Below are 26,103 nucleotides of genomic sequence, written 5' to 3'. Positions count from 1 at the left end.
GGTGCACGTGTTAGGCGCCTTGGCCTTGAGGGTTCAGAGGGATGTTTTTTGTCGAATATTTTCATTCAAAAATATTGCGTGATACCGATCTGGACGAGACTGTTCGGTTCAGGTCTCCACAGTTGGGCCAGGTCCAGACGGAACAAGGTGTTCGACAGAAAGGTCGGAATGATCCGAACCCCGACACCTGTGTTCACTGCCGTTTGCCAATCCTCTGGACGTCCTGTTGAGGCAAACGGCTGAAACGTCCCAACATCGGAAAAGAGCACACCTTGCACGGCCCAACGCGGCGCCAGTCTGACGGCGTGCCGGAGTTCCAGATTGGCGTAGGACTGGGCCCTCGTCCGATATAGGTTGTCGGATAGACCTCTGACGCCGGTAATGCTGCCGATCAATAAACTGTGGTTTGGATTGTCGGTGACGTTGACCGCCTCGGCCACGCCGTTGATCATGAAGACGGTGGAGGATCCCAAGGGGATACCTTGGAGATACCGTAACTCAGCTTCATGACGCTGCTGATTCGGCCCGAAGAAGTATCCAGGCCGAAGTTCGAGGACGATTCGGTACCCGCGAGGTACAAGATCGTGCCAGTGATACTGGTCCCAGGTTAGTTCCGGGATGATCCCGACGTAATACCCGTTGGGCGGTTGGTTCGGTCCGGTCTCGCGCTCCACGAGCTCGCGGTAAAATTTGACGACCACCTCATACCGCAGGGGCGACCCATACCGATAGGGCCCCTTCAGCTCGAGTTCAGTCCCGATGCGATTCCGGTTCCAGCTTGCCGTTGAATCAGCAAACCGAATCCCATTCACATTGTAGGATCCCTTGATCTCTTTGGCCCAGCGATGGGGTTCAAAGGCGTGTTGCGAAAGCCACAGTTCGACATTCGGCCCTCGTTGACTGTAATTGAACTGTCCCCCGAGTTGCGTGCCGGTTCCCCAGAGGTTGTACTCAACCAGGCCGACTGTCGCATTCAGGTCTTTGAGCGAGGACCCGCTGGTGAAGCTCAAGATGGGCGCGAGGGTAATCTTTTCCTGAACCGTCACGGTCAGGATCTCGTCCTCTCGTCGCACCTGCACATGATCGAACAAACTGAGATTCCGCACTCGACGCTCAAACTCGTCCACCTCGACCTGGCTGAATTCTGCGGGCACAGGGCGAGGCAGTAACCGCTCAACGGTCTCCGGTTTCGTATGAAGCAATCCCTCAAGATGGATCGTTGTGATCCAGATCGTTTCCCCCTCCGCGATACGATTTGCGGCAAATGCACAACAGGCGAATGAGTGTGTGAATGTCCACCCCGCACACAACGTGACGAAAACCCGTAGGAAGACGGATACGCCATAGTGCGTGACAAAGACGTGTTGCATCACAGGCCTCCATGAGACGATGACATGCTCATCCACTACTCTGGACGAGCGCAAGACGTGGAGACGCTGGATGCTCTAGATGCGAAGTGGGACGGTGAAAGAGACGGGACTACTGCGGGCGCGGTGAGGCGGCGAAGCTGCTCTCAGAAAACCGTCGATCATTGGAGCGACCGTGATGGTCGTAAGCGCGAGGGCCGTTGTCGCGGATATCACGATGGTGTCCGCGGTACTTTCGACGGCACGCTGCGACGGGATGAGGAGATGTTCTGCGGCGTTATCAGGTTCCTCGGTCGTTGCTGGGACGGACGCGGTAGGCTCCGGTTCTTCAAATACGAGGTCGATTACCCGATCGGCGGTGGTTGACAGCGACAAGAGCAGGGCAAGCCAGAGGACTGGGACAGATGACCTGAGAGGTTGCATCGGAGCAAGTCTACCACAAGGAATGGCGGACTCGCCAAAACCTGTGGGCCGGAGGGTATGAAGCAGCGGGAGTGACAATCGCAATCGCGCGAACGGGGCCCCGGGACGGAGGGGAAAGCGCCGTATGATCTAGGAGATGTGACAAGTCACATGATGCGGCAACGAGCCTCGGCCACCGGAACATTCAAACCACACTCCGGTCATTCCATCTCGCTTCGGAGCATCTGCGCGAAGCCGTGAACCGAGGAAGTTTGAGTGGGACCGATACCAAAACCGCAACCACGCCCACAGGGAAGGAGAGGACCGAGGAGGAGGATGTGCTGCGACCTGGAGCCAGTACAGGGCGAAGATAATGGCTGGGGGACTAGGAATCGAACCTAGGTAGCCGGCTCCAAAGGCCGGCGTCCTACCGCTAGACGATCCCCCAGCGCGGCATGGGACTCCACGATAGCAGATGAGACGTGAGAAAAAAGATTATTGGCTGGGGGACTAGGAATCGAACCTAGGTAGTCAGATCCAGAGACTGACGTCCTACCGCTAGACGATCCCCCAACCGGCATTCACAGTAATATAAGGGTCCTGAGTCCGTCAAGTTGAAGGGTGCTGAAAAGCGTGCGCCTCGCATCCCCGCTCGCCGCGGCCTTGTTGGTGACCGTTTTGAGCATCCTTCGACGCGCAGCCTAGGAGTTTCTCGCCCGTTCGATCCCCTGCTGAAGCCTGAATAGAGTTCGGTCCCGACCGAGTACCTCCATCACTTCGAAGAGGCCTGGACTCGCAGTACGGCCGGTGAGCGCGACGCGGACCGGCTGCGCCAGTTGTCCCATCTTCCACCCTTCCTCTTCGACCAGCTTCTTGAAGGTGTCCTCCCAATCCGGCTTAGAATAGGTCCGGAACGCCTCGAACCGCGCCAACAGCTTTGCCAGAACCGGAGCGGCGGCCGGCGTCAGGAATTTTTTTGCGGCCTCCTCATCGAATGGGACCGCTTCGCCGAAATAGGGCGTAACCCACATCACCATATCGGCCAGCGTCTTTACCCGCTCCTTGACCAGCACGACAACTTGGGCCAACCATTCCTTCGACACCGAGCGAACCTGCTCCGTCAATCCGGCCGACTCCAGTAGAGGAACCAGCGCGTCAGCCACCCGCTCCGGCCGGCTGGTCCGGATATATTCGGCATTCAACCACTGAAGCTTCTCCGGACTGAACACCGCGGCGGACTTCTGTACGTGGTCCCAGGAAAACTTCTCGATCAGTTCCTGTCTGGTAAAAACCTCCTGATCGCCATGAGACCATCCGAGTCGAACCAGATAATTCACCATGGCTTCGGGCAGATACCCCATATCTTTGTAGGCCATGATCGACGTCGCCCCATGTCGCTTCGAGAGGCGGGCCTTGTCCGCCCCCAGAATCATCGGCAAGTGGCCGAACAGGGGAACCGGGAAACCAAGAGCCTCGAAGATCGGGACTTGGCGCGGGGTATTGGTCAGATGGTCGTCCCCGCGTACGACGTGGGTGATCCCCATCAACGCATCATCGATGACGACGGAGAAATTATAGGTCGGATAGCCGTTCGACCGAAGGATGATGAGATCATCCAATACCGAGTTGTCGAACACCACCTTCCCCTTGATCAGGTCGTCGACCACCGTCTGGCCGTCCTGCGGCGCCTTGAAGCGGAGGGCGGCCTCTCCGGTAGGATGGGCGATACCGAGGTTGCGGCAGCGACCGTCGTAGCGCGGCGAGAGTCCCAATGTCTCGGCTTCCCGTCGACGCGTCTCCAGCTCCTCGGGCCTGCAGACGCACCAGTAGGCGCGCCCCTGCTCAAACAGGGTCATGGCATGGTGGCGATAGAGGTCCACGCGCTCGGTCTGACGGAAGGGCCCCTCATCCCAATCCAGTCCGACCCATTTCATCCCTTCGATGATGGCTGCGATCGATTCCTCCGTCGATCGGCCTTGATCCGTATCTTCGATTCGCAGAACGAATACTCCGTTCTGCTGGCGGGCAAAGAGCCAATTGAAGAGGGCCGTCCTGACCCCACCGATATGGAGAAACCCGGTGGGACTCGGCGCGAATCGGACACGGACCTCGGACATGGTTTACCTTTGCGACATCGTGATGATAGGGGGCGTATCTATAACATGGGCTGAAAAGTCTTGTACAGCAATGTGACTCGTGGGCACCCTTTCTTCCGGCGCGCCCTTCTGATATGAATCGAATCGTATGGCGGAACTCACTCAGTGGGCTACGCTGCTGTCCGTCACCGATCTCACACCGCAAGTTCGGCAGCTGGTACTGCTCCCGAAAGAGCGTCCGCTCTCGTTCAGCCCGGGTCAATGGGTCTCGCTCAAACTACCGGTGGGCCCCAACCCTCCGCTCAACCGAGCGTACTCGATGGCGGCGCCGGGTACGGCTTCGGGCGAACTCACGCTGATATTGGATCGGGTCGTCGAAGGGCTGGGATCCGGCTATCTCTACGGACTGAGTCCAGGCAACGACGTCCAATTGTCCGGTCCCTATGGCAACTTTACGCTTCCTCCTCGACTCGACCACGAACTCCTGCTCATCGGTCGCTTTACGGGCTTGGTCCCCATCCGCTGTATGCTGAAGCAGATGTACTCGCAGCAGCGAACGGAATCCGTTCTGCTGATCGCGGTCGCTCCGGACGAGGATGAACTGCTGTTTCATCACGAGTTCTTGACCTTGGCCGTCCACCATCCGGGCTTCCGGTATCTGCCGCTGGTCGCGGCTGGTGGAGCGCAACAGGGCGTCGATCTGGTTCTTTCGATGCTGCGCCCGTTGATGAGCGGGGGCCCCACAATGCTGCCTATGCTGTGCGGAACCAAAAACTTCGTGCGGCCGCTGCGGGCCTATTTCGTCGAGGCAGGATATGAACGGAAGGAGGTCAAGACTGAAACATATGACTGAAGATGCGGGACCAGTGCACTACAGCAACCCGCGACCGGTCGGAGCCGCTCCTGGGATTCAATGACCTTCCTTGACCAAGTTCTTATTCACGGCAGGGATCTCCACCACGATATCCTTGGTTCCATTGGGCACACACTGGCAGCCGAGGCGTGATTGGAGGGTCGTCATCGGAGCCTCGTCAAGCTGGTCGAATTCATCGTCCGTACCTTCATTGCAGCTCTCCAAACCTTGTTTGACGATCACATGGCAAGTAGAACAAGCACAGACTCCCCCGCAAACATGCTCTAATTCGATTCCGTGTCCCATCGCGATATCAAGGAGACTCCCCGGCAATCCGGTCACCCCAAAGGGGATCTTGCTGGGGTCCACCTGAACCTTGGTCACCGCGCCGTTCGGTGCTACAAAGGTGACACTATAGGGACGTGTCGGTAACTCGACGTCGCTTTTCTCAATATAAGGGTTCGTGCCTCCCATTGAACTCATTCCTTTCTTCCGTGCGACTGAGGGATTAGAGCCAGCTCTACCGCAGTTGACAGTACTGAAGAGCCCGTGTTATCGTTAGTCCGACCTACACGATCGGAGATCATTATAGTCTCCGATCCATCCGATCGGCAATACCCATGTTGAAGATTTCAAAAAAAGCTGATTACGCCCTGATGGCCCTTCAGCACATCGCATCGGTCCAGTCAGGCGATGTCACTCCGGGCCGTGTGGTCAACACCAAAGAGATTGCGGAGGAGTACAACATTCCACTCGAACTCCTGGCCAAGGTGCTTCAGACCCTGGCCAAGCATGACATGATCGAAAGTCACAATGGCCCCAAGGGAGGCTATGTGTTGGGGCGAAGCGCCGGCGAGATTACGATCGCGCAAATTCTTGAGAGCATTGAAGGCCCTCTGGGTATTACCGACTGCTCCCACGAGAAGGACGGCGATGTGTGCTCACAGCGGGAGCACTGCAATATCCGCACGCCGTTATTGAAGGTGCAAGACAGCATTTATCAGTTGCTCAACAACATGACGCTCCAGGACATGCTGGGCGGCACACCGCTAATAACCATTCAGTCATCCACGGCGCAAGGAGTCCAATAAGGAGTCGAATGATGAAGCTTCCGATTTTCCTCGATAACCACAGCACCACCCCCATGGATCCGCGCGTGCTGGAATCCATGCTCCCATACTTCACCGAAAAGTTCGGCAATGCCGCCAGCCGCAACCATGCTTTCGGATGGGAGGCCGAAGAAGCAGTCGACAAGGCCCGGAAGCAGATCGCCAAGCTGATCAGGGCCGACGCGAAAGAGATCGTCTTCACCAGCGGCGCCACCGAATCCGATAATTTGGCGATCAAAGGCGTGCTCGAGATGTACAAGGAGAAGGGCACGCACATCATCACCGCCTTGACCGAGCACCGTGCCGTGCTCGATACGGCGAAGGCGCTGGAGGCAAAGGGCCTGGCCACCGTGACGCTGTTGCCGGTCGACAAGCAGGGCATGGTCAATCCCGAGGACGTGCGCAACGCCATCACCGACAAAACCATTCTGATCTCCGTGATGCTGGCCAACAATGAAATCGGAACGATCAACCCGATCAAGCAGATCGGGAAGATCGCCAAAGAAAAAGGCGTCCTTTTCCACTGTGACGCCACGCAAGGCGTCGGCAAGATCCCAGTGGACGTACAGGACATGGGCATCGATCTCATGTCCTTTTCGGCCCACAAGATTTACGGCCCCAAAGGCGTGGGGGCCCTCTACGTGCGCAAGAAAAACCCCCGGGTCAGGATTGCCGCCCAAATGGACGGCGGCGGGCACGAGCGGGGTATGCGCTCAGGAACGCTGGCTGTCCCGTTGATCGTCGGATTCGGCAAGGCTTGCGAGATTTGCGAACAGGAGATGGCGGCCGAAACCGAGCGGTTGACCAAGATGCGGGATCGGCTCCAGAGCGCCATCATGGGAGCCCTCGAAGAAACCTATCTCAACGGTCACCCGACCAATCGACTGCCGGGGAACTTGAACATTTCTTTCGCCTACGTCGAAGGTGAATCGTTGTTGATGGGCATGAAAGATATCGCGCTCTCGTCCGGCTCCGCCTGCACGTCGGCGACCCTGGAGCCGTCCTATGTGTTGCGGGCGCTGGGCGTCGGAACGGAACTGGCCCACTCTTCGATCCGATTCGGCCTAGGTCGGTTCAACACCGAAGAGGAGATTGACTATACGGTCAAGAAGGTTATTGAGGTAGTGACCAAGCTTCGAGAGATGTCACCACTCTATGAAATGGCCAAAGACGGCGTCGACCTGAAAACGGTTCAATGGGCGGCTCATTGACCACAATTCTCAAACCGGAACGTCGAATCTTCACGGAGGCGGACCATGGCGTACAGCGATAAAGTAGTAGATCACTTCAATAATCCACGGAACATGGGGAGTTTCAAGAAGGAGGAGGACGGCGTCGGTACCGGAATGGTGGGAGCGCCGGAGTGCGGCGACGTCATGAAACTCCAGATCAAGGTGCAGAACGATACGATCGTCGACGCCAAGTTCAAGACGTTCGGCTGCGGCTCTGCCATTGCCAGCTCTAGCCTGGCGACGGAATGGCTGAAGGGAAAGACGCTCGAAGAAGCGCAAAAGATCAAGAACACCGACATCGTGCAGGAACTCAATCTTCCGCCCGTCAAGATCCATTGTTCCGTCCTGGCGGAGGACGCGATCAAAGCGGCCTTGGCCGACTATCAAAAAAAGTCGGAGACTAAGTAAGCCGACACGAGAAAGGGGACGCTCGATATGAACGAGGACGCGACAACCCAGACTCCGGTCATCACCCTCTCCGATGCCGCGTTGAAAGAGGTCAAGCGGCTTATCAACGTTCAGGGCATCACGGATGGCGGGTTACGCCTGGGGGTGAAAGGCGGCGGCTGCTCGGGCCTGAGTTACACGATCAATTTCGACGAAAAGATCGGGCAGTACGACCAGGTCTATGATTTCGAAGGGGTCAAAGTCATCGTTGATGCAAAGAGCGCCATCTATCTGCAAGGCACCCAACTGGATTACCAGAAGGATCTGATGGGCGGCTCGTTCAAGTTCGTCAATCCGAACGCCAATAAGACCTGCGGCTGCGGAGAGTCCTTCTCGGCCTAAGGCTGCCGTTACAAGATTGATCCTCGATGGAGCGGGCATGGCGAGATGCCATGCCCGTTTTTGCTCATGGTCCCACATACGCATCCTTCCGACAGACGTGAACTGCAGATGGCTCGCAGCATGTGCTGGCACTGTCAATCCGAAGTGTCCGGCGAATATTTCTGCGAGCGTTGCGTCAAGGTGCAACCGGTTTCGAAAGACGCCGACTACTTCAGCTGCCTGGGCTTTCCCCGGCGGCTGAACCTCGACGTACAGAAGCTGGAGGCCTCATTCTACGAGCTCAGCCGCGCGTTTCATCCCGACTTCTACCAAAATAAGACTGAGACGGAACAGGCCATCAGCCTCGGCAACGCCGCCACCCTGAACACCGCCTATCGGACGCTTCGCGACCCGATTCAGCGTGCGGAATATCTGCTCTCGCTGGAAGCCGGCTCCGTGAAGGACATCCGAACCTCGCCTCCCGCCGATCTCTTCGAAGAAATCCTGGCATTGCAGGACACTCTCGACGAATACCGGGCTGTGGACCGCGCCTCCGATGCCGCGCAGCGACTTCGCCCGGCGCTCCAATCCGAACAACGCAAGCTGGAGGAACGGGCGAAAGCCATCGAGACGCAACTCCACCAACTGTTCACTCAATGGGACGAATTGCAGGATTGCGGCGAAGCGACGAACGAGTCCAGAAGCGAACGAGAGCGGCTGCTGAAAGAGATGCGCGACCTGCTGTCCCATCGCACCTACATCGGCAACATCGTTCGCGACCTCGTCGCCACGATCGAGTAACGGCGAACATCACCTCGACTGCTTGAGTCCATGGCGCGAATCGTCGGCATAGACCTCGGAACGACCAACTCGCTGATTGCCTACATGAAGGACGGGCGGCCCTGCGTCATTGCCGGCCGCAACGACCGCACGATGGTTCCTTCCGTCGTCGCGCTCACCGATAACGGCCTCATCGTCGGCGATGCCGCGAAGGAATATTTGACGCGCAGCGCGGAACGAACGGTCTATTCCGTGAAGCGCTTCATGGGCAAGGGACTGGCGGATGTGCAGGAGGAGTTGGCCTATTTCCCCTATCAGGTGAGCGAGCAAGGCGGCGTCATTCGCATCAAAATGGGCGGGAAGACCTATTCGCCTCCACAAATTTCGGCGATGGTGCTCAAGGAGCTGAAGGCGCGGGCCGAGGCGCATCTCGGCGAGAGCATCACCAAGGCCGTCATCACGGTTCCGGCCTATTTCAACGACAGTCAGCGACAGGCCACAAAGGATGCCGGCATGATCGCCGGCCTGGAGGTGCTTCGGATCATCAATGAGCCGACGGCCGCCTCACTGGCCTACGGGCTGCAAGAGAAAACCCAAGGCACCATCGCCGTCTACGACCTCGGGGGCGGCACCTTCGACATTTCGATCCTCAAGCTGAAGAACGGGATCTTCGAGGTGTTGGCCACCAATGGCGACACGCATTTGGGAGGCGACGATCTCGACCGCCTGATCGTCGATGCTTTTGTCGCGGACATCCAGAGGACCTACGGCATCGACCTGGGAGCCTATCCGGACCATCTCCAGGCCGCTCGTCTCGAGGCAGAACGGGCCAAGATCAAGCTGTCGGATGTGATGATCACCTCCGTTTCCCTCGAACTGCCGGACGGCAAGGGCCTATACACGAGGGAGCTGACCCGCGATCAGTTGGAATCCCTCACGATGCGCATTGTCGATCGCACCCTGGCCCCCTGTCGTATGGCCCTGAAGGACGCCGGTCTGTCACCGAAGGGGATCGACGAGGTCGTCCTGGTCGGCGGAGCCACCCGCATGCCGCTGGTCCGCCGGCAGGTCGAGGCCTTGTTCGGCAAACAACCCCACTGTGATCTGAATCCGGACGAGGTCGTCGCGCTCGGCGCTGCCGTGCAGGCGGACATTCTGGGCGGCGGGACCACGGACATGCTGCTGTTGGACGTGACCCCCCTCTCGCTGGGCATCGAAACGATGGGCGGGGTCATGAGCAGTTTGATCAGACGCAACACCACGATCCCGGCCAGCGCCAAGGAAATGTTCACGACCTATGTCGACGGGCAAACGGGGGTGGACATACACATCCTGCAAGGGGAGCGCGAGCTCGTCAAAGACAATCGCAGCCTCGCGAGGTTTCGCCTCAAAGTTCCGCCGCTACCGGCCGGAGTGCCGCGCATCGAAGTCACATTTCTGATCGACGCCAACGGCATTCTGAATGTGGCGGCCAAAGACATGCGGACGGAGCAGAGCCAGTCGATCGAGGTCAAGCCTTCGTACGGTCTGTCCGACCAAGAAGTCGAACAAATGATCGAAGACTCGTTCAAGTTTGCGATGGAGGACGTCAACGCCCGCAAACTGATCGAAGCCCGGTTGGACGCCGGCGCGCTGATCACCGCCACGGAAAAGTCGTTGGAAGACTCGGCCGGCCTGATTTCCCAGGAAGAAGCGGCTGCGGTACGGGTCGCAGTCTCGAACCTGTCTCTTGCCAAAGATGGTGCCGATCCCCGAGCCGTCAGAGGAAAAATGACGGAACTCGAACAGGCGGCGAAAAATCTGACCGTTGCACTGCTGAACGATTCGTTGAAACGCGGCTTACAGGGCAAGAAAATCACCGAGGTGACGTGAAGCGTCGCTCGTGAAACGTATCTCGCAAAACCATCTGGACGCTTCACGCTTCACGCTTCACGAACGACGAGAGACGAAGGAGTCATGCATGGATTTGAAGTGGCAGGATGCGGAGGAGATCGCGATTCGGCTGGTGGAAGAACATCCTGAGACGGATCCTCTCACCGTCCGCTTCACCGACATGCATGCCTGGATCGTCGCCCTGCCGGACTTCAAGGACGATCCGAAGCGGCGTGATGGGATAGAATCAATTCTGGAAGCGATTCAAATGGCCTGGCATGAAGAGTTCAAAGATTCACAGGGCTGAGGAACGCGCCGACCTGCCCGCGCCTCACTGACTTCCTTCCGCTATCTGATCCAGCTTGTAAAAATCCGTCGGATCCAATCGCCGCTGGGCCGCCTGTGTCGGCTCACTGCCTTTCGTAAAGATCTCAACGCTGCCCGGCTGATCTTCCACGTCGTTGTTCAACAGCCCGGTCGAGGGATCGACCTTGACGAACGTGATGCCTTCCGGGATGACGAACGGCACCACCGGAACCTGTTTCAACGCCGTCCTCATGAAATTGATCCAGATCGGCAGAGCCGCATGGGCACCGGATTCCGTTTCTCCAAGTGAACGGCGGTCGTCGAAACCCACGAAAACACCCGCGACCAGATTGGGCGTCCCGCCGATGAACCAGGCATTGATGAAATCGTTAGTCGTGCCCGTCTTTCCGGCAACGGGACGTCCCAGCGCTTTGGCCGCCTGACCGGTTCCCTTCTGCACGACGTCTTCCATCATGTTGGTGATCAAATAGGCCGTTTCCTTGGAAATGACATCCTGGCCCTCCGGTTCCGCGAGCTCGAGCACCTTCTCCTGGTTGTCCTTCACAAAAAAGATCGCATAAGGCTCGGCGCGATTGCCCTGGTTGAGAAACACACCGTACGCCGACGTCAGTTCCATCAGCCCGACCGAGGAGGATCCCAGCGCCAGCGACAGGTCGGAAGCCAACGGACTGGAGATCCCGACCGCTTTGGAGAACTCGATGACGTTCCTAACGCCGACTTTCTCCAGCAACCGGACGGTGGCCAGGTTGTGCGACTGGGCCAGCGCATCGCGAAGGCTCACCAAGCCGTGGAATCGCTTGCCGTAATTCTCCGGCTTCCAGGTCTTCTCCTCTTCTATTTGCTCATACACGACCGGAGCATCCAACACGACGGAGGCGGGACTCATCCCCTGATCGACGGCCGCCGCGTAAATCAGCGGCTTGAAGGCGGAGCCGGGCTGCCGGTGGGCCTGCACCGCGCGATTGTACTCGCTACGATTGAAGTCGAAGCCCCCGACCATGGCTCGGATGGCACCCTTGCCGGGCTCCATCGCAATCAATGCCCCTTCTACAAGCGGGGTCTGTTCCAATTGGACGAAGACGATGTCCTTCTCGACCTTCTTGACGGCGACCTCGACCACGTCGCCGGGCTTGAGAATCTGTTTCGGATTCGGATTGACGACGAAATCTTTAGTTGCGTCGGGCCCTGTCAGCTTCCGCTTGGCCCAGGCCATGTCGTCGAACGTCAATTTGGCCTGGGTGTCTCCGACCTGGATGTCATAGAAATCCTTTCCGATCTTGACGACCACGGCTTCCCGGTAGTCCCCCACCTTCACCGGCTGGGACGAGGCACCCACCGCCGCGGCCGGAGGCACCGAAGCGAGGTCCACAGTCCGAACCGGCCCGCGCCAGCCCTGACGCTTGTCGATCTCGCGCAACCCCGCGGCAAAAGCGGATTCCGCTGCTTGCTGCATCTCCAGATTCAGCGTGGTCATGACCTTGAGTCCACCCTTGTAGACCATGGCCTCCCCATACTTCGCGATCAGCAGTTGGCGGACATATTCCACGAAATACGGCGCGACTTGCTCGCTGCCGGGCCGTCGAAAGTTCAACTGCTCCGAGGCGGCTTTCTCGCGTTCCACGCCGGTCAGGAATCCGGCATCTTCCATGCGGGCGAGCACATGCTCTTGGCGCTTTTTGGCTCGCTCGAAGTTCTTGAACGGAGAAAAATGATTGGGCGATTTGGGAAGCCCGGCGAGGAACGCCGCTTCCGCCACGGACAGCGCGGACAGGTCCTTGCCGAAGTAGGACTGCGCCGCGGAGGCCACTCCGTACGCGCCTTGACCGAAATAGATCTGATTCAGATACAGCTCGAGGATCTGTTCCTTGGACGACACGAGCTCCATCTTGTAGGCCACCACCAGTTCCCGCACTTTCCGATCGAACGTCCGCTCGGAAGAGAGGAAGAGCGAGCGGGCCAGTTGCTGCGTGATCGTGCTGGCGCCTTCGACTTTTCCACCGCGGCGCACGTTGGTCCAGGCCGCCCGCAGGATGCCGATATAGTCCAGACCTGGGTGCTCAAAAAACCGGACGTCCTCGACCGCGATGACAGCTCGTCGCAGCTGCTCCGGGACGGCCGAGAGCGGCGTCAAAATCCGGCGCTCGATGAAGAACTGGCCGATCAGCTGGCGGTCTGACGAATACACCTGCGTCACGAGGCTTGGCTGGTAGTTCTGCAGCTGATTCAAGTCCGGCAGGTCCTGAGAGTAGTGCCACAGCAAGCCCGCCAGCGCGAGCACCCCGGCCAGTCCGAGCCCAAGCACGCACAACACCGCGATCTGCCACCAGCGCCAGTGTCGCTTGGGCGGTGGTCGGCGAGGGGTATCCGAGAGTTGAACTGGCCGATCGATCGTTGACATTGGATTGATGCCCTGTCGGGCCCGGTCATGGGTAGGAATTCGTGGAGTTCACCATACCCCGGGAGGTCCGAAAACTCAAGCAAACAGCCGTCGCGGTTCCGCTTGTTCCCTCGCCGGCGCTTCGGGTATACTGCTTTCCGACGCCCGACAGGGGCGTCTTTTTTTTCGCCGGACGAACGCTACGATCATGTCGAACTTACGCGCCCCTCACGATCGACGAAACGATATCCGCAACATCGCCATCATCGCGCACGTCGACCACGGCAAGACCACGCTCGTCGACGCCCTGCTGCGCCAGACCCGAGTCCATCGCAAGATCGAGGATATGGGGGAGCGGATTCTTGATTCGATGGACCAGGAGCGTGAACGCGGCATCACGATCCGAGCCAAGAACGCCAGCGTTACCTATCAGGGCGTCAAGATCAACATCGTCGATACGCCGGGCCATGCGGATTTCGGCGGCGAGGTGGAACGGACGCTGCGGATGGTGGATGGGGTTCTCATTCTCGTCGACGCGAAGGAAGGGCCGATGCCGCAGACGACCTTCGTGCTGCGCAAGGCGCTGGCGCTCGGTCACAAAGCCATCGTCGTCATCAACAAGATCGACCGGCCGGACGCGGTCATCGACGACGTGGTGAACCGTACCTTCGACCTGTTCGTGCATCTGAACGCTACGGATGAGCAGCTCGACTTCCCCCTCGTGTACACGTCCGCCATCAGGGGCATCGCGACGCTCGATGTCAACAAGCCCGGCACCGACATCACCCCCTTGCTCGATACGGTCTTGCAGAAGATTCCGGCTCCCACCATTCACAGCAAGGCACCCCTTCAGATCCTGGTCCTGGCGTTGGCCTACGATTCCTACAAAGGAAAGATGGCCGTGGGCAAGATCCAATCGGGCTCGATCGCGCGACGGCAACAGGTCATCGTCGTCGGGAAGGACGGCGCGCAGTATCCCGGCAGAGTTTCGGACCTCGCGGTGTACTCGGGCCTGGAACGGACGGACGTCGAGCAGGCCGAGGCCGGGGAGATCGTCGCCGTCGCAGGCCTGGACGAGGTCAATATCGGGGACACCGTGGCGGATGCGGAACAACCGTTGGCCTTGCCGCGAGTCACGATCGACGAGCCGACCGTCCAGATGACCTTTTCCGTGAACAACAGTCCGTTTGCCGGACGTGAGGGTAAGTTCCTCACCTCACGCCATCTGCGGGAACGACTCTTCAAGGAGCTCGAAACCAACGTCTCCCTGCGCGTACAGGAGACGGACAGCGCCGACCGATTTCTCGTCGCCGGCCGCGGGGAACTGCATCTTGGGGTGCTGATCGAACAAATGCGGAGAGAAGGGTACGAACTGCAGGTAAGCCAGCCTGAAGTCATTCTTCATCGCGACGGAGACAAGGTCACTGAGCCGTATGAAGAGCTCACGATCCAGGTGCCGGAAACCTATCAGGGCGCCGTCATCGAGGAGGTGGGCAAGCGTCGCGGCGAAATGCGCCACATGAGGCTGGTTCATTCCGACGCCGGGCCGAGCGAAATGCATCTGGAATACCACATTCCGACCCGCGGCATCATGGGACTGAAGAACATTCTACTGGCCAAGACGCGAGGCACGGTGATCATGCATCACGTATTCAAGTCCTACGAAGCGGCCGACAAGGAGGACTTGCTCATCACACCCCATGGATCGCTTTGCGCCTTCGAAGACGGGGCCAGCACCGCCTACGCTCTATTCATGACTCAGGAACGCGGCGTGATGTTCATCGGCCCGGGCGTCGAGGTGTACCGCGGGATGGTGGTCGGCGAGAACAGCCGCGACGAGGATCTCGACGTCAACGTCTGCAAGGAGAAACACCTTTCGAATATGCGCGCCTCCGGATCGGATGAGGCCTTGATCCTGACGCCGCCTCGAGAGATGTCGCTGGAGTTTGCCTTGGAGTACATCGGACAGGATGAATTGGTCGAAGTTACTCCTCACAACCTTCGCATCCGGAAGCGACTGCTCAATCCTGAAGACCGCCGCAAGGCCCGCAAAGCCGGGAAATGAGTGTGTGATGCGTGAAACATCGCTCGTGAAGCGCTTAAAGAGGTGAGCGGCAACTGGCGAGAGACGATTCACGAGGGACGACAGACTTGAGAATCAAGAAGAAAGGCCCCAAACCTTCTTCCAAACGGCCGCCGCTCTACTTCATCGGCTATCGAGGCAGCGCGCCCGGCGCCGAGGAACTCAAGACCTGGTACGATCTCGAGTATCATGGTCCCCTGTTCATCAGACCCGAAGAGGACTCGCCGGAGTCCTGGCGTCTCAGCCATGGACCCTGGACTGCGCATGTCGTCATTCCCCTTCCGGCCTCCCATCAGGCCGGGCTCAAAGACCAGCTGGCATGGGAGCATGAATCGATGGGAGCGGTCGCGCCGTCGGTGACGACCCCGCGCGAGATGCCCGATTCGGTGCTCTTCGCCGCGCGGGTGACCCGCGGGCTGACGCTCCTGACTCAGGGCACCGCCCACGACTTGGCGACCCGCCAATACTTGAATCCTTCGGACTGGAAAGACCGCACCCTCACGGAGTTCGTCGTCGACGACCATGTCACGGTCGCCCAGGACGACGAGGCCAGGCCAGACCACACATGGTGGTACACGCTGGGGCTCGCCAAATTCGGGATAGACGAGCTGGAGACCTTCCAGCCGAAGGGACTCTCCGAGCAACAGTCCAAGGATCTGCTGGCAGAATCCGCTCATGAAATGATCCGGATCGGCGTCTCCCCGAAAATCGGCACGGCGTTTCACCTGCCGATGGTCGGACGCACCATCAGGGTCACCAATCATCGCACTGCCGCACCAACAGGGCGCATGCAGGGGTTCCGGGAGATCAAGGCATAGATCTTCTGCGATATCAGCCAGTTAGAGAGTTTACCGGATCGGCTAGGCCTTCAGGGCCGTTGACAAGCTTTCAACGAGCACGGTACAAAAGTCGAAGGTCGGATAGAGGACCCTCCCGAAGGCCTCTAAGCAAACGCCAACAACACACTACATCGAATGTTCAAACTGGCCGTCCAGCGCGGCCGCAACCAACGAGGAAGCGAGGCGTACGTTTGTTGTACGTCGAGCGCCCGAGTGATGCGAGAACAACGCTGGCGGCAGTTTCAACATTCGTAAAGGAGGACATCTGATGAGCGACGTAGCCCCTGAAATCAAGGTTGGAGACACCGCCCCCGATTTCAACTTGAAGGACCAGGATCAGAAGGACGTGAAGTTGAGCGACTACCGCGGCAAGAAGAACGTGGTGCTCTGCTTCTATCCGCTGGACTGGAGCCCCGTGTGCCAGGGAGAGAACAAGTGCCTCTCGGACGACTTCCCCAAGTTCCAAAACGCGCACGCCGAATTGTTCGGCATCAGCTGCGACAGTTTCTTTTCCCACAAGGCCTGGGCTGACGCGATGGACCTCAAGCATCAGTTGCTGTCGGACGTCCATCGCACCACGGCGAAGGCATACGGCCTGTATTTCGAGCCGCTGAACTGTTCGAAACGTGCGACGGTGATCGTGGACAAGAACGGCAAGGTCGCCTATGTGAAAGTGCAGGAAATCAAGGTTGCGCGCGAGGACAAGGATATTCTCGCCGCGTTGGCGAAGCTGAACTAGCCGTCAGTGCTGAGTGCTGAGTTGAGGGAATTTCTTCTCTCACACTCAGCATTCAGCACTCAGCACTGCCTATGAGTACCGTACTGGACGTCAACGACGAGAACTACAAGGAATTCGTGAACGGCGCCGGTTCGGTGGTCGCCTACGGCCTCGCGACCTGTGAACCCTGCAAGACCTACGATCCGATCCTGGAAGAGATCGCCGCGCGGTTTCCAACGGTCAAAGTCGGCAAGGCCAAGATGCATGTGCCGGGGCGATGTCGCGAGATCAAGAAAACCCACGTGTTCGAGACCTATCCCACCACACATTTCTTTGCCCACGGTAAACTGCTTCTGACCCGAGAAGGAGTGGTGGCGCCGGCCGAACTCGCCTCGCTGATCTCAGACCACCTGCTGCCGTCATCGACCGCCTGAGCTCCCTGAAGCTGCTACCCAAGCCCTCATCTAAAAACCCGCCACTTTCTTGACTCAATACCACCGTATAGTAATGTCGAAGCACGGCATCATTTCGCCGGCCATTTCCCGCTATGTCACCGAGCAAGCATCCACAGTACGACGCTCGATCGCTGCTGAACTCCCAGCCGGTCAGTGTGACGGTCATCGACCCGGCGACGTATCATGTCCAGTTTCAAAATGAGACAGGTTTCAAGAAGTTCGGCGACATCGCCGGTCAAGCCTGTTACAAGAAGCTCGCCGATTGCACTTCTCCCTGTATCTTTTGTCGCATGCCGGAGGCGCTGGCCACGGACTCGGTCGTGTCGCAGGAGGTGGCCCTCCCCGGCGACAAGCACCTCCTGATCCATTGGTCCAAGGCCGCAACGGCCGACGGTCGGACCCACGTGATCGAAACGATCGTCGATATCACCGAGCGCAAACGAACCGAGCATGCGCTGCGTCAGTCGCAGAAGCTGGAAGCCGTGGGCCGGCTGGCCGGCGGAATCGCCCATGATTTCAATAACCTCATGATGGTGGTCATCGGACATGCCCACCGCGTCCTGCAGCAGCTCGGGGGACACCCGGCCAGGCAAGAACTCGAACGGATCAGCCAGGCCGGTATGCGGGCGGCGGCCTTGACCAAGAAGCTCCTGACTTTTAGCCGGCAACAGGTGTTCGAGCCAAAGGAGCTTCACGTCAACCAAGCGATCCGAGAGATGGAAGATATTCTTCGACAGCTGATCGGCGAACAGATTCAGACCGTCGTCGTCCTTCATCCCCATACGGGGCATGCCCTCGCCGACCCGGTGCAGCTCGGACAGGTGGTCATGAATTTGGTCTTAAATGCCCGCGATGCGATGCCGGATGGAGGCTTGCTCAACATCGAAACCGACAATGCGGAGTTGGACGAGGAGTTCGCCCGTCTGCATCCAGGTGCCAAACCCGGATCCTATGTCAAGCTTGTGGTACAGGACGCGGGATGCGGCATGAGCGCCGAGACGATGTCCCGTATTTTTGAGCCGTTCTTTACGACGAAGGGGCCGGATAAGGGAACCGGGTTGGGATTGGCCACCGCCTACGGCATCGTGAAGCAAAGCCAGGGATACATCGAAGTCACAAGCGAGCTCGGACGAGGGTCCCGCTTCTGCGTGTACCTCCCGCGTGTCGAACGATCGACCACCGAAACTGCACCGCTGAAAAAAGACGCGCACCAGTCCGTCGCTCAAGAAATGATCCTGGTCGTGGAAGACGAAGAGAGCATCCGAAAACTCATCGCGGTCATCTTGCAGGACCAGGGGTATCATGTGCTGTCGGCGGTCGACGGCATCGAAGCGCTTCAGCGACTGCAGACATTGAAGGGTCGATGCGACCTGGTCATTACCGACGTGATCATGCCGCGGATGAAGAGCGCCGCCTTCATCGAGGGCGTGAAGGCTATGAGGCCGGAGACCAAAGTGCTGTACATGTCCGGCTACGCCGGGGACACGCTGCAGGCCAACGGAGTCGCCGATGGTGTCCCGTTTCTTCAGAAACCGTTCCTTCCTAGTACCCTCATCGAAAAGGTTCACGAACTGCTCCTGCCCGGCGCCGCGCGCTAGAGACCAGGCGACTCGGCATGGTCGCGCCGATCATTGGCTTCGCAGCACAGTCGCTGAAGCATCACGCCAGGCTGGAGGCCGCGCTCCGTACCTCGGATGGTCACGGGACACGGATCCAGTTGATCCGTTCTTGATCGCTTGCGAGCGGTTCGGGTGACGCCAGCTGTGCGTGCCTACAGCTAGAGCGCGGGAGTGCGATGACGCGAGCAACGCACCGTCTGCGCCATCTCCGATCGCCCGATGCGTTGGATCACGCCGAGTAACTGAAGGAGAGATCGCGCGAATGAACGAGCTGCAGATGGACGAGCTTCCCTGAGGGGATGCGCGAGACGAGCGAGGTCCAGATGAATTCGATGAGAGACGGCCCGGTTACGGCGTTCCGTGCAAAGACCTCGCGAAGGTCCCGTCGGTCCAACATCGCGAGAACATGCTCCTCCACCAACCGATTCAAAACCGCAATGTCGGTAACCATCCCGGTGACGGGGTCGATGTGTCCTTGAACGGTCACGAAACAATCCCATTGCCGGCCTTGATTGTCTTCCTGCATCGTTGTGAAGGAATAGCGCCGGGTGACGTTGACCGTATCCAACCCGCCGGCAGCCGTGATCTCGGCAAAAAGATCCTCATCCTCATACAGCCGGACGGCGTGCAGCGTGCCGATATCGGGTTGAGACTCGAGTTTGGTCCACAGAACTCGCGCCAGGTTCTCCGACGTGGGGATCCGGTCGACGAAATACGGCATATCGAGATTGAGATTCTTATGATCGAACTCCTCGATCATCCCCAGCAGCACGCGCTTCAGATCGAAGAGGTTGATGACCATGCCGGTCTGGGGATCCACGTCGCCCGACACGGTGACTTCGAGCAGGTAATTGTGCCCATGCGCGGGAGGGTTGAAGCAGCGCCCGAATACCGCGCGATTCTTAGCTTCGTCCCATTCGGGCCGGAAATAGCGGTGCGCGGCCGCGAATTCGATCCGTTTGGTCAAGAGAACGGGAGCCATAGTTGTGAATTGTGCGTTATCAAAATTACGGGCTTTCGCGCAAGTCGGCAAGCCATTCTTCCCGCATGGTTCCCGGCACGGGTACGTCCATTCGATACCCGTTGTGATCGACCACGATGGTGACGGCTTGGCGCAGATCCGCCAAGGCACGTTTCAATCGAGCCGACGGACGGAACCGCACGAAATGCACTGCGCTGATCTTGGTTTCATGGCTATGGCCCCCTTCGAACAGCCCAACGGCCCGCTCGGCCCCGCTCGCAATAGCCAGCTTCTCGCCCTGGTCCAGTCCCATGAATCGATCGAGCCACTCCTTCATCTTCGCTTCCTCGGTGATCTCGATCAAGAGGGTGGCGCTGAGCTCATCGCGTGAGGGCAACAGCTCGTTATAGACGTCCAACTCGTCCTGGATCTTGCGCGGATCCATGATACGTTCCACGCGGATCATTTCCTGGACTTGGAACTGCAGCGTCTCGCGGTTCTCGAAGACCAGCGTGATGACCGGTCCGAGCGCAATCCGCCGGCGGCGCTTGAGTTCGATGATCCCGGACCGTAACCGCTCCCGCTGCCGTTCATACTCCTCAATGGAGAGAATATCCTCTTGAATCAACCGCTTCACTTGGGTAACCCGTAGGCGTCACGAACAATCTGGATCGGATGGAGCGAAGCTCTCCCCCCGACGTGGGCCGACGCGCCGGCCTGATCCAACTGCAGGCCCGCCAGAGGACAGTCGGAGGCGATCACGTCGGCCGGAGCCTTCTCGATGACCCGAACGGCTTTGGCGGCGATGGTCAGCGAAAGCGGGAAGAATTCGGTTTTTGCCGACCAGGTCCCGTCATGTCCCGAACACTTCTCGATGACGTCGACCTGCGCGCCGGCACATTCCATCAATTCCTTGGATTTGAACCCGATGTTCTGGTCCCGCAGATGGCAGGGAACCTGGTAAGCGACGCGTCCTGGCTTGTGTCTAAAATCGGTCGACAGCTGACCGTCCTTTTTCATTTTCATCAGATATTCGCATATGTCGAACGTTCGTTCGGCGAGCCGCTTCGTCTTCTCGTCGGAGATCACTTCCTGATACTCCCGCTTGAGCATGAGGCTGCAGCTGACGGTCGGAACGACGACGTCGTAGCCCTGTGCAACCCAGGGATAGAGCGAGTCCACATTCGCCCGTGCGGCGACGCCGATCGCCCGGTTGTCGCCAAGGTCGAAGCTCGGCATGCCACAGCAACGCTGCTCCGGCAACACCACCTCCACCCCGTTCTTTTCGAGCACCTGCACCGTCGCCTTTCCGACATCCGTCGCCTGGTAGTTCACCAAGCAACTCGAAAACAGGGCCACCTTGCGGATCGGGGCCGGTCGAGGCGGCACCCCACGCCGGCCGAACCAAACGGGAAATGTCTCGCGCGCAAAATGGAGCACGTGCCGCTCTCGATGGACACCTAGGATGAGTTCGAGCAGGCGGCGAGCCAGCCTGCTTTCCAGGAGACGGTTCGTCAGGGGGGCCGTCAGACTCCCCAGTTGTCCGATGAGGTCGGTCATGATCAAGAGGCGGTCCCGCCAGCGCACGCCTCGTTCCGCCGCCAACCGCTTCTTCCACAGCACCATCAGCAGGGGAAAGTCGAGATCGTACTGATGAGGCGGCGTGTACGGACAGTGGTTGAAGCAGAGTTTACAGTAGTAACACTCGTCCACCACCCGATGGTGATCCTCCGGCGTCAGTTTGGCGACGGCGCCCTCGTAGCTGTCGATGCGGTCGAGGAGCGTGTTGAAGGAAGGGCACAGATTGAAACAGCGCCGGCAGCCTTCGCATATCTCATAGATCCTGAGCGTTTCCCTGTCCAGTTTGACGGGATCGACGGGAGTGATGAGACTGAGGGCTTTCATGGACACACAGGCAGGTCGCCGATCAGCCCACCGGCGTCACTGCGACACCCCCTTCGTGGTGTGCCGCGGTGAACCCAGCGGTCGAATGCCGAAGCACACGTTCAGCTTTTGAGGCTGTCGAGTCCCTTTTGAAAGCGATTCGCGTGCGACCGCTCGGCCTTGGCCAAGGTTTCGAACCATTCGGCCAGCTCGGCAAAGCCTTCATCACGCGCCGTCTTCGCCATGCCGGGATACATCTGCGTATACTCGTAGGTCTCCCCTTCGATGGCGGACTTCAGATTGGCTTCGGTGTTCCCGATCGCCACGCCGGTGGCCGGGTCGCCCACTTCCTTCAGAAAATCCAGGTGCCCGAACGCGTGGCCCGTCTCCGCCTCCGACGTGTCGCGAAACAGTCCACCGACGTCGGGATAGCCTTCGATATCTGCCCGTCGGGCAAAATACAGGTATCGGCGGTTAGCTTGCGATTCGCCCGCGAATGCATGTTTGAGATTGTCGTGACTCTTGGTTCCATTCAAACTCTTCCCCATTGCCCAGCCTCCTTGGTTCGATCGAGAGACGCCTGTGACGCTCTGCCGCCACCGCCAAATGCCGATGTCATATGTCGACCTTGCATAAGATAGCGCAGCCATCCAGGCAGGATCAACGCCTTTCCCCGCCTCTGGACTCGGTCTCCTTGTACAACGGCAACTCGTCCTTCACTTGAGCCAACGGAAGGTATTGCCGGTCCTTTGCGGACAGAATCGGATTGGTGACCGGCCAGGGGATCGCCAGCGCCGGATCGTTCCAGAGCACCCCGTGCTCATCCTTGGGCGAATAGTAGTCCGTGCACTTGTACAGGAAGATTGCGGTTTCGCTCGTGACGCAGAAGCCGTGCGCACACCCGGTCGGGATGTAGATCTGCCGCAGGTTCTGATCGGACAATTCGAGGCCGTACCATCGTCCGAAGGTCGGGGACCCGACGCGGATGTCGACCACCACATCGTAGACGCTTCCCTCCACGGCCATGACCAGCTTGCCCTGTGCGTGAGGCTCCTGAAAATGCAGCCCGCGCAACGTCCCCCGCACCGACCGGGAAATATTGTCCTGGACGAACGATTCCATAATGCCAGCGTCCTGATAACGCTGGACGTGGTAGGTTTCCACGAAGAGTCCCCGGTGGTCTCGAACGACCGCCGGTTCAAGCACCAACAGGCCGGGAATGTCGATGGTGGTTACGCGCAAGGGCAAGGGATGGTGCCTTCACGGAATCTTGGACAGGAAATCTTGGATTGGTTCGCGCACATGGGAGTCCCTACCGTTATATGACCGTCAGCGAGGATCGGGAACCGGCGGTTCCGCCGGGGGATCGACGATGTCCGGGCGCTCAGGGTACAATCGCCCCAGCCGCTCAATCAACGGCTTCGCGGCGGGCGTGCTCTCCCTGCTCGGTTCACTTACCGGATTGTCCCAGACCAATCTGGTGATCCCAGCCTCCGAGAAGAGCGACCGGATGGTGGCGATACAGGCATCGAGCGTCAATTCCGTGCCGTCCCGTAAATCGAGCACCCGTTGTTTCGGGTCCTGAGGCGGAGGGCCGGCATTGACCAGCGCCCAACAGCGATCGAAGATGGCTCGGCGAACCGGCTCGGGCACGTTGATTGTCTGGACATCGGACGTGCAGAGCGCGGAGACGAAGAGAACGAATTGCAGGTCCGGCATACCGGGCTGCTGGACATCCAACGACGGCATGGCTAGGGCATTATCGTCGGCAAGCGGGGCGGAGTCAACGCCGGTACGGGGAAGGAGTACTCGAAACACATGGTGACGATTTCGCTGATGGGACAACTGCAGACGGTGGACGGAGAACGGGATCTTGCCGTCGAACTCGCCGCGCCCATGTCGGTCCGGCAAGTGATCCAACGCCAGGGCTTACAGCTGCGCCACCTCCTGCAGCTGATCCGAGAGAAGAAAGTTCTCGTCACGATCAACAAGCGAATCGCCAGCGACGACTCGCTGGTCCACGACGGAGACGCCATTCGGCTGGTCGGACACGACGGATTCGGCGGCAGCGGTCTCGGCCCCACCCATTCCTGAAGCAGGTTGAGGCAGGGGAGCCCTCGATCACACGGGCCGGCAGTTGAGAACGCCGCCAGAATGCCTTTTCAACAGCCTGCCAAAAGAATGGGGCCGGCGCCCCTTTGGGAGCCGGCCCCTCTTCTCCTGCCCGAGATCAAGCCAGATGAGATCCGAGCGATATTCGCGGCTTATTTCTTGCCGAGGATGGAGTCCTTCGCCACCTTGGCCACACGGAACTTGACCACGCGCTTGGCCGGAATCTTGATTTCCTCGCCGGTCTGAGGATTGCGGCCGATGCGCGCCTTCCGGTTGGCCAACTTAAGCTTGCCGATACCGGGGACGGTGAAGACATTCTTTGCTTCGCGATAGGCCAAGGCGGCAAAATCGTCCAGCAGTTGAACAGCCGCCTTTTTGGTCAGCCCTGACTTTTGAGCCAGGTGATCGGCAATCTGCGACTTGGTCATTGATTTAGCCATACGAGCAACCTCCTTAAGGACGAAAAGTGGTGGACTGTGAATCGCCTCTCTTGACTTCGCTTGGACTCGAAAAAAATGTGGCAGACGAATCGTCGTGACACGTTCAAGCGGCGAAAACCTGCGGGAGTCTATCCAAGCATCCGTTGGCTGTCAACCGGAAAAACACGCTCCAGACGTAGGGAAACACCACCAGCTTCCTCTTGCAGTTTCGAGACCAAGCATCGTACAGTACTCCGTACGATAAGCAGATGATGCTGCGATCTCTGATACATTATTGAGGAATTCCGATGGGTAAAGAGCTTCCCATTCTACCGGCCTCGGCACAGCCGGCGACAGCGGTCTCGGCAGAAAAATTCCTTTACTCACGTGTGTTTTGTCAGAAGGAAAACTCGCCTCCCCTGCGGCTCTTGATCGAATTCTTGAAATCGAGAGGGCAGCTGCCGATCACGCCGCCGGAGGTGGACGAAGCGGCCCTGGACGAATGGGCCTGGGTCCAAGTGTCCCTAGGATACGATAAGGCCAGAAAACCGATTCAAGTCTTCTGTTTCAGAGACCGCGGCACCTACAAGGAGGCCTTCGAGCAGGACCGCGATCAATTCCTGGAAGTGCTGAACGCCCACGACGCCATCGAAGCCTCGCTCGTGGCGGAATCCCTCAAGCGGTCGCGTTTCGTGCTGACCACGCGGATCGATCAGGCGGACATCACGGACGAGGGATACGATTTCAACGGCTGGATCCTTGAATTTTACCAAGAAAACTGCAACGGAATCGTCGAAGTCGACGATCAAGGATTCTTTTCTCCCAAGGGCGAACTGATCGTGGATCTAGCGCCCATGTCCGAAGAGGAATAAGGCTCACGCTTTCGACGTCACTCCAGCGCCGGACCGACGGCTGGTTTCAACGGGCCGAGGCTGCTTTGCTCGGAGCAATCCCCTGTCGAGCCGGCTGTTCCCATTGTTGTATCGGCCCGTTCGCCATTACCGTGCTCGATGTCCACGCTCTCCATGAAGGGCTCGCCCGACTCGAACAGCATGAACGGGAGGACATTCAGCGGATCGCCGCCGAGCAAACCGCCGTCCTCGAGATCGCGTCCCCTTCGTTGAGACAAACGCCGTTCATCGATCAGCTCCCCGATGCCGAAGTCGATCGATTGGTCGCCCGGCTGCAGAGCGCTCCATGTCCCGCGTTGAGTGCCAAAGGCCTCTGCCGTCTCTACGACAACCGGCCGTTGACCTGCCGATCCATGGGAATTCCCGTCGAAGAACACGCTCAGACATTCGGCGCCTGCTCGGTCCAGACATTCGTTCCGATTCGCCGCCTCCCAGCTTCCTTCCGGAAAGAGGAAGAGACAATGGCAGGCCATGAGGCGGCGGCCCTGCACCAGATCAGACTGTCACGGCCGACGCCGGGAGAAGAGGTGCTCCTGCCCTATGGGTTCCTGCAAAATTGTGGGTTCTAATCTGTACTCCTGCACCTAGACACTTTTCAAATTCCTATGCTATGGTGGACCCTTGTGGCTTGCGGGAGCGCCTGTAGCTCAGCTGGATAGAGCATCAGCCTCCGGAGCTGAGGGCCACAGGTTCAAATCCTGTCAGGCGCACCATCCCTTGCTCGACCCGCTTCGGAGCTCTGACGCCCGTTCGTGGGAACAGCAGATCCGTCGGTGGCCGGCAAGCGTCCGGGCACAGTTCGGCGACAATTGAATATCGAATATCCGGTGGGGCCGTTAGCTCAGTTGGTAGAGCAGCTGACTCTTAATCAGCGGGCCGTAGGTTCGACCCCTACACGGCCCACCAAAATAATCAATCA

27 protein-coding genes and 4 tRNA genes are annotated in these 26,103 nt (G+C 58.8%); 17 read left to right on the top strand and 14 right to left on the bottom strand.

What is annotated here, in order from left to right; all coding sequences use genetic code 11:
* Positions 1 to 65 precede the first annotated feature (65 nt).
* From P0111_03030 to gltX, 4 genes are all read right to left on the bottom strand, one after another.
* Positions 66 to 1,370 (bottom strand): hypothetical protein, encoded by a 1,305-nt coding sequence (locus P0111_03030; GenBank protein ID MDF0642978.1) that lies wholly within the window; start codon positions 1,368 to 1,370, stop codon positions 66 to 68.
* Between the two features lie 773 nt (positions 1,371 to 2,143).
* A tRNA-Gln gene (locus P0111_03025) sits at positions 2,144 to 2,217 on the bottom strand.
* Between the two features lie 51 nt (positions 2,218 to 2,268).
* Positions 2,269 to 2,342 (bottom strand) — tRNA-Gln (locus P0111_03020).
* A 128-nt stretch (positions 2,343 to 2,470) separates the two neighbouring features.
* Entirely contained in the window at positions 2,471 to 3,886 is a 1,416-nt protein-coding gene (gltX, locus tag P0111_03015) for a glutamate--tRNA ligase (protein MDF0642977.1), read from the bottom strand.
* A 127-nt stretch (positions 3,887 to 4,013) separates the two neighbouring features.
* Between gltX and P0111_03010 the strand changes: the two genes are divergently transcribed.
* Entirely contained in the window at positions 4,014 to 4,718 is a 705-nt protein-coding gene (locus tag P0111_03010) for an FAD-dependent oxidoreductase (protein MDF0642976.1), read from the top strand.
* A 57-nt stretch (positions 4,719 to 4,775) separates the two neighbouring features.
* Here P0111_03010 and P0111_03005 read toward each other — a convergent pair whose 3' ends face one another.
* Positions 4,776 to 5,192, bottom strand: a complete 417-nt coding sequence (locus tag P0111_03005) for a 2Fe-2S iron-sulfur cluster-binding protein (protein MDF0642975.1) — start codon at positions 5,190 to 5,192, stop codon at positions 4,776 to 4,778.
* 146 nt (positions 5,193 to 5,338) lie between these two features.
* On the opposite strand from P0111_03005, the gene P0111_03000 reads away from it, so the two are divergent.
* From P0111_03000 to iscX, 7 genes are all read left to right on the top strand, one after another.
* Positions 5,339 to 5,809, top strand: a complete 471-nt coding sequence (locus tag P0111_03000) for an Rrf2 family transcriptional regulator (GenBank protein MDF0642974.1) — start codon at positions 5,339 to 5,341, stop codon at positions 5,807 to 5,809.
* An 8-nt stretch (positions 5,810 to 5,817) separates the two neighbouring features.
* Positions 5,818 to 7,038 (top strand): IscS subfamily cysteine desulfurase, encoded by a 1,221-nt coding sequence (locus tag P0111_02995; protein ID MDF0642973.1) that lies wholly within the window; start codon positions 5,818 to 5,820, stop codon positions 7,036 to 7,038.
* Between the two features lie 45 nt (positions 7,039 to 7,083).
* A complete protein-coding gene (iscU, locus tag P0111_02990; GenBank protein ID MDF0642972.1) occupies positions 7,084 to 7,467 on the top strand; it encodes a Fe-S cluster assembly scaffold IscU in 384 nt (127 codons plus the stop codon).
* A 27-nt stretch (positions 7,468 to 7,494) separates the two neighbouring features.
* Positions 7,495 to 7,848, top strand: coding sequence for an iron-sulfur cluster assembly accessory protein (locus P0111_02985; GenBank protein MDF0642971.1), 354 nt, complete (start codon positions 7,495 to 7,497; stop codon positions 7,846 to 7,848).
* Between the two features lie 108 nt (positions 7,849 to 7,956).
* Positions 7,957 to 8,628, top strand: coding sequence for a Fe-S protein assembly co-chaperone HscB (gene hscB / locus P0111_02980; protein ID MDF0642970.1), 672 nt, complete (start codon positions 7,957 to 7,959; stop codon positions 8,626 to 8,628).
* Between the two features lie 30 nt (positions 8,629 to 8,658).
* Positions 8,659 to 10,479 (top strand): molecular chaperone DnaK, encoded by a 1,821-nt coding sequence (gene dnaK, locus P0111_02975; GenBank protein ID MDF0642969.1) that lies wholly within the window; start codon positions 8,659 to 8,661, stop codon positions 10,477 to 10,479.
* 88 nt (positions 10,480 to 10,567) lie between these two features.
* Complete coding sequence (gene iscX / locus P0111_02970) at positions 10,568 to 10,786, top strand: Fe-S cluster assembly protein IscX (protein MDF0642968.1); 219 nt, start codon at positions 10,568 to 10,570, stop codon at positions 10,784 to 10,786.
* A gap of 24 nt (positions 10,787 to 10,810) precedes the next feature.
* On the opposite strand, the gene P0111_02965 is transcribed toward iscX, so the two are convergent.
* On the bottom strand, positions 10,811 to 13,204 hold the full coding sequence (locus P0111_02965; protein ID MDF0642967.1) for a PBP1A family penicillin-binding protein: 2,394 nt from the start codon (positions 13,202 to 13,204) through the stop codon (positions 10,811 to 10,813).
* A 187-nt stretch (positions 13,205 to 13,391) separates the two neighbouring features.
* On the opposite strand from P0111_02965, the gene typA reads away from it, so the two are divergent.
* The 5 genes from typA to P0111_02940 all read left to right on the top strand — a co-directional run bounded on the left by typA (position 13,392) and on the right by P0111_02940 (position 18,876).
* Complete coding sequence (gene typA, locus P0111_02960; protein MDF0642966.1) at positions 13,392 to 15,248, top strand: translational GTPase TypA; 1,857 nt, start codon at positions 13,392 to 13,394, stop codon at positions 15,246 to 15,248.
* Positions 15,249 to 15,334: 86 nt separating this feature from the next.
* On the top strand, positions 15,335 to 16,084 hold the full coding sequence (locus tag P0111_02955) for a hypothetical protein (protein MDF0642965.1): 750 nt from the start codon (positions 15,335 to 15,337) through the stop codon (positions 16,082 to 16,084).
* A gap of 289 nt (positions 16,085 to 16,373) precedes the next feature.
* Positions 16,374 to 16,844: a redoxin domain-containing protein gene (locus tag P0111_02950; GenBank protein ID MDF0642964.1), complete on the top strand. Its 471-nt coding sequence runs from the start codon at positions 16,374 to 16,376 to the stop codon at positions 16,842 to 16,844.
* A 71-nt stretch (positions 16,845 to 16,915) separates the two neighbouring features.
* On the top strand, positions 16,916 to 17,257 hold the full coding sequence (locus tag P0111_02945; GenBank protein ID MDF0642963.1) for a thioredoxin family protein: 342 nt from the start codon (positions 16,916 to 16,918) through the stop codon (positions 17,255 to 17,257).
* Between the two features lie 113 nt (positions 17,258 to 17,370).
* A complete protein-coding gene (locus P0111_02940; protein MDF0642962.1) occupies positions 17,371 to 18,876 on the top strand; it encodes an ATP-binding protein in 1,506 nt (501 codons plus the stop codon).
* Between the two features lie 250 nt (positions 18,877 to 19,126).
* Here P0111_02940 and P0111_02935 read toward each other — a convergent pair whose 3' ends face one another.
* The 6 genes from P0111_02935 to P0111_02910 form a co-directional block, all read right to left on the bottom strand.
* A complete protein-coding gene (locus P0111_02935; GenBank protein ID MDF0642961.1) occupies positions 19,127 to 19,879 on the bottom strand; it encodes a 6-carboxytetrahydropterin synthase in 753 nt (250 codons plus the stop codon).
* A 25-nt stretch (positions 19,880 to 19,904) separates the two neighbouring features.
* Entirely contained in the window at positions 19,905 to 20,495 is a 591-nt protein-coding gene (locus tag P0111_02930; GenBank protein ID MDF0642960.1) for a DUF3501 family protein, read from the bottom strand.
* The gene (locus tag P0111_02925; GenBank protein MDF0642959.1) at positions 20,492 to 21,763 is read right to left on the bottom strand and encodes a heterodisulfide reductase-related iron-sulfur binding cluster; all 1,272 of its coding nucleotides are present in this window, start codon (positions 21,761 to 21,763) and stop codon (positions 20,492 to 20,494) included. Before P0111_02925 ends, P0111_02930 begins: the two co-directional genes overlap by 4 nt.
* Before the next feature lie 101 nt (positions 21,764 to 21,864).
* A complete protein-coding gene (locus tag P0111_02920) occupies positions 21,865 to 22,290 on the bottom strand; it encodes a rubrerythrin family protein (GenBank protein MDF0642958.1) in 426 nt (141 codons plus the stop codon).
* 112 nt (positions 22,291 to 22,402) lie between these two features.
* The gene (gene rfbC, locus P0111_02915; GenBank protein ID MDF0642957.1) at positions 22,403 to 22,990 is read right to left on the bottom strand and encodes a dTDP-4-dehydrorhamnose 3,5-epimerase; all 588 of its coding nucleotides are present in this window, start codon (positions 22,988 to 22,990) and stop codon (positions 22,403 to 22,405) included.
* A gap of 81 nt (positions 22,991 to 23,071) precedes the next feature.
* Positions 23,072 to 23,491, bottom strand: coding sequence for a hypothetical protein (locus P0111_02910; protein MDF0642956.1), 420 nt, complete (start codon positions 23,489 to 23,491; stop codon positions 23,072 to 23,074).
* Positions 23,492 to 23,560: 69 nt separating this feature from the next.
* Here P0111_02910 and P0111_02905 point away from each other — a divergent pair, with 69 nt between their 5' ends.
* The gene (locus P0111_02905; GenBank protein MDF0642955.1) at positions 23,561 to 23,836 is read left to right on the top strand and encodes a MoaD/ThiS family protein; all 276 of its coding nucleotides are present in this window, start codon (positions 23,561 to 23,563) and stop codon (positions 23,834 to 23,836) included.
* 170 nt (positions 23,837 to 24,006) lie between these two features.
* On the opposite strand, the gene P0111_02900 is transcribed toward P0111_02905, so the two are convergent.
* Entirely contained in the window at positions 24,007 to 24,294 is a 288-nt protein-coding gene (locus P0111_02900) for an HU family DNA-binding protein (GenBank protein MDF0642954.1), read from the bottom strand.
* Between the two features lie 287 nt (positions 24,295 to 24,581).
* On the opposite strand from P0111_02900, the gene P0111_02895 reads away from it, so the two are divergent.
* Positions 24,582 to 25,145, top strand: coding sequence for a hypothetical protein (locus tag P0111_02895; protein MDF0642953.1), 564 nt, complete (start codon positions 24,582 to 24,584; stop codon positions 25,143 to 25,145).
* A 17-nt stretch (positions 25,146 to 25,162) separates the two neighbouring features.
* Here the strand turns inward: P0111_02895 and P0111_02890 are convergent, their stop codons facing one another.
* Complete coding sequence (locus P0111_02890) at positions 25,163 to 25,657, bottom strand: hypothetical protein (GenBank protein ID MDF0642952.1); 495 nt, start codon at positions 25,655 to 25,657, stop codon at positions 25,163 to 25,165.
* Between the two features lie 163 nt (positions 25,658 to 25,820).
* Here P0111_02890 and P0111_02885 point away from each other — a divergent pair.
* Positions 25,821 to 25,897, top strand: a tRNA-Arg gene (locus tag P0111_02885).
* Positions 25,898 to 26,014: 117 nt separating this feature from the next.
* Positions 26,015 to 26,090: transfer RNA gene (locus tag P0111_02880), tRNA-Lys, on the top strand.
* Positions 26,091 to 26,103: the final 13 nt, after the last annotated feature.

It is taken from the genome of Nitrospira sp., assembly GCA_029194535.1.
Classification (GTDB): Bacteria; Nitrospirota; Nitrospiria; order Nitrospirales; family Nitrospiraceae; genus Nitrospira_C.
Note: the sequence above shows the minus strand (reverse complement) of the source record. Positions and strands in the feature narration are given on the sequence as shown.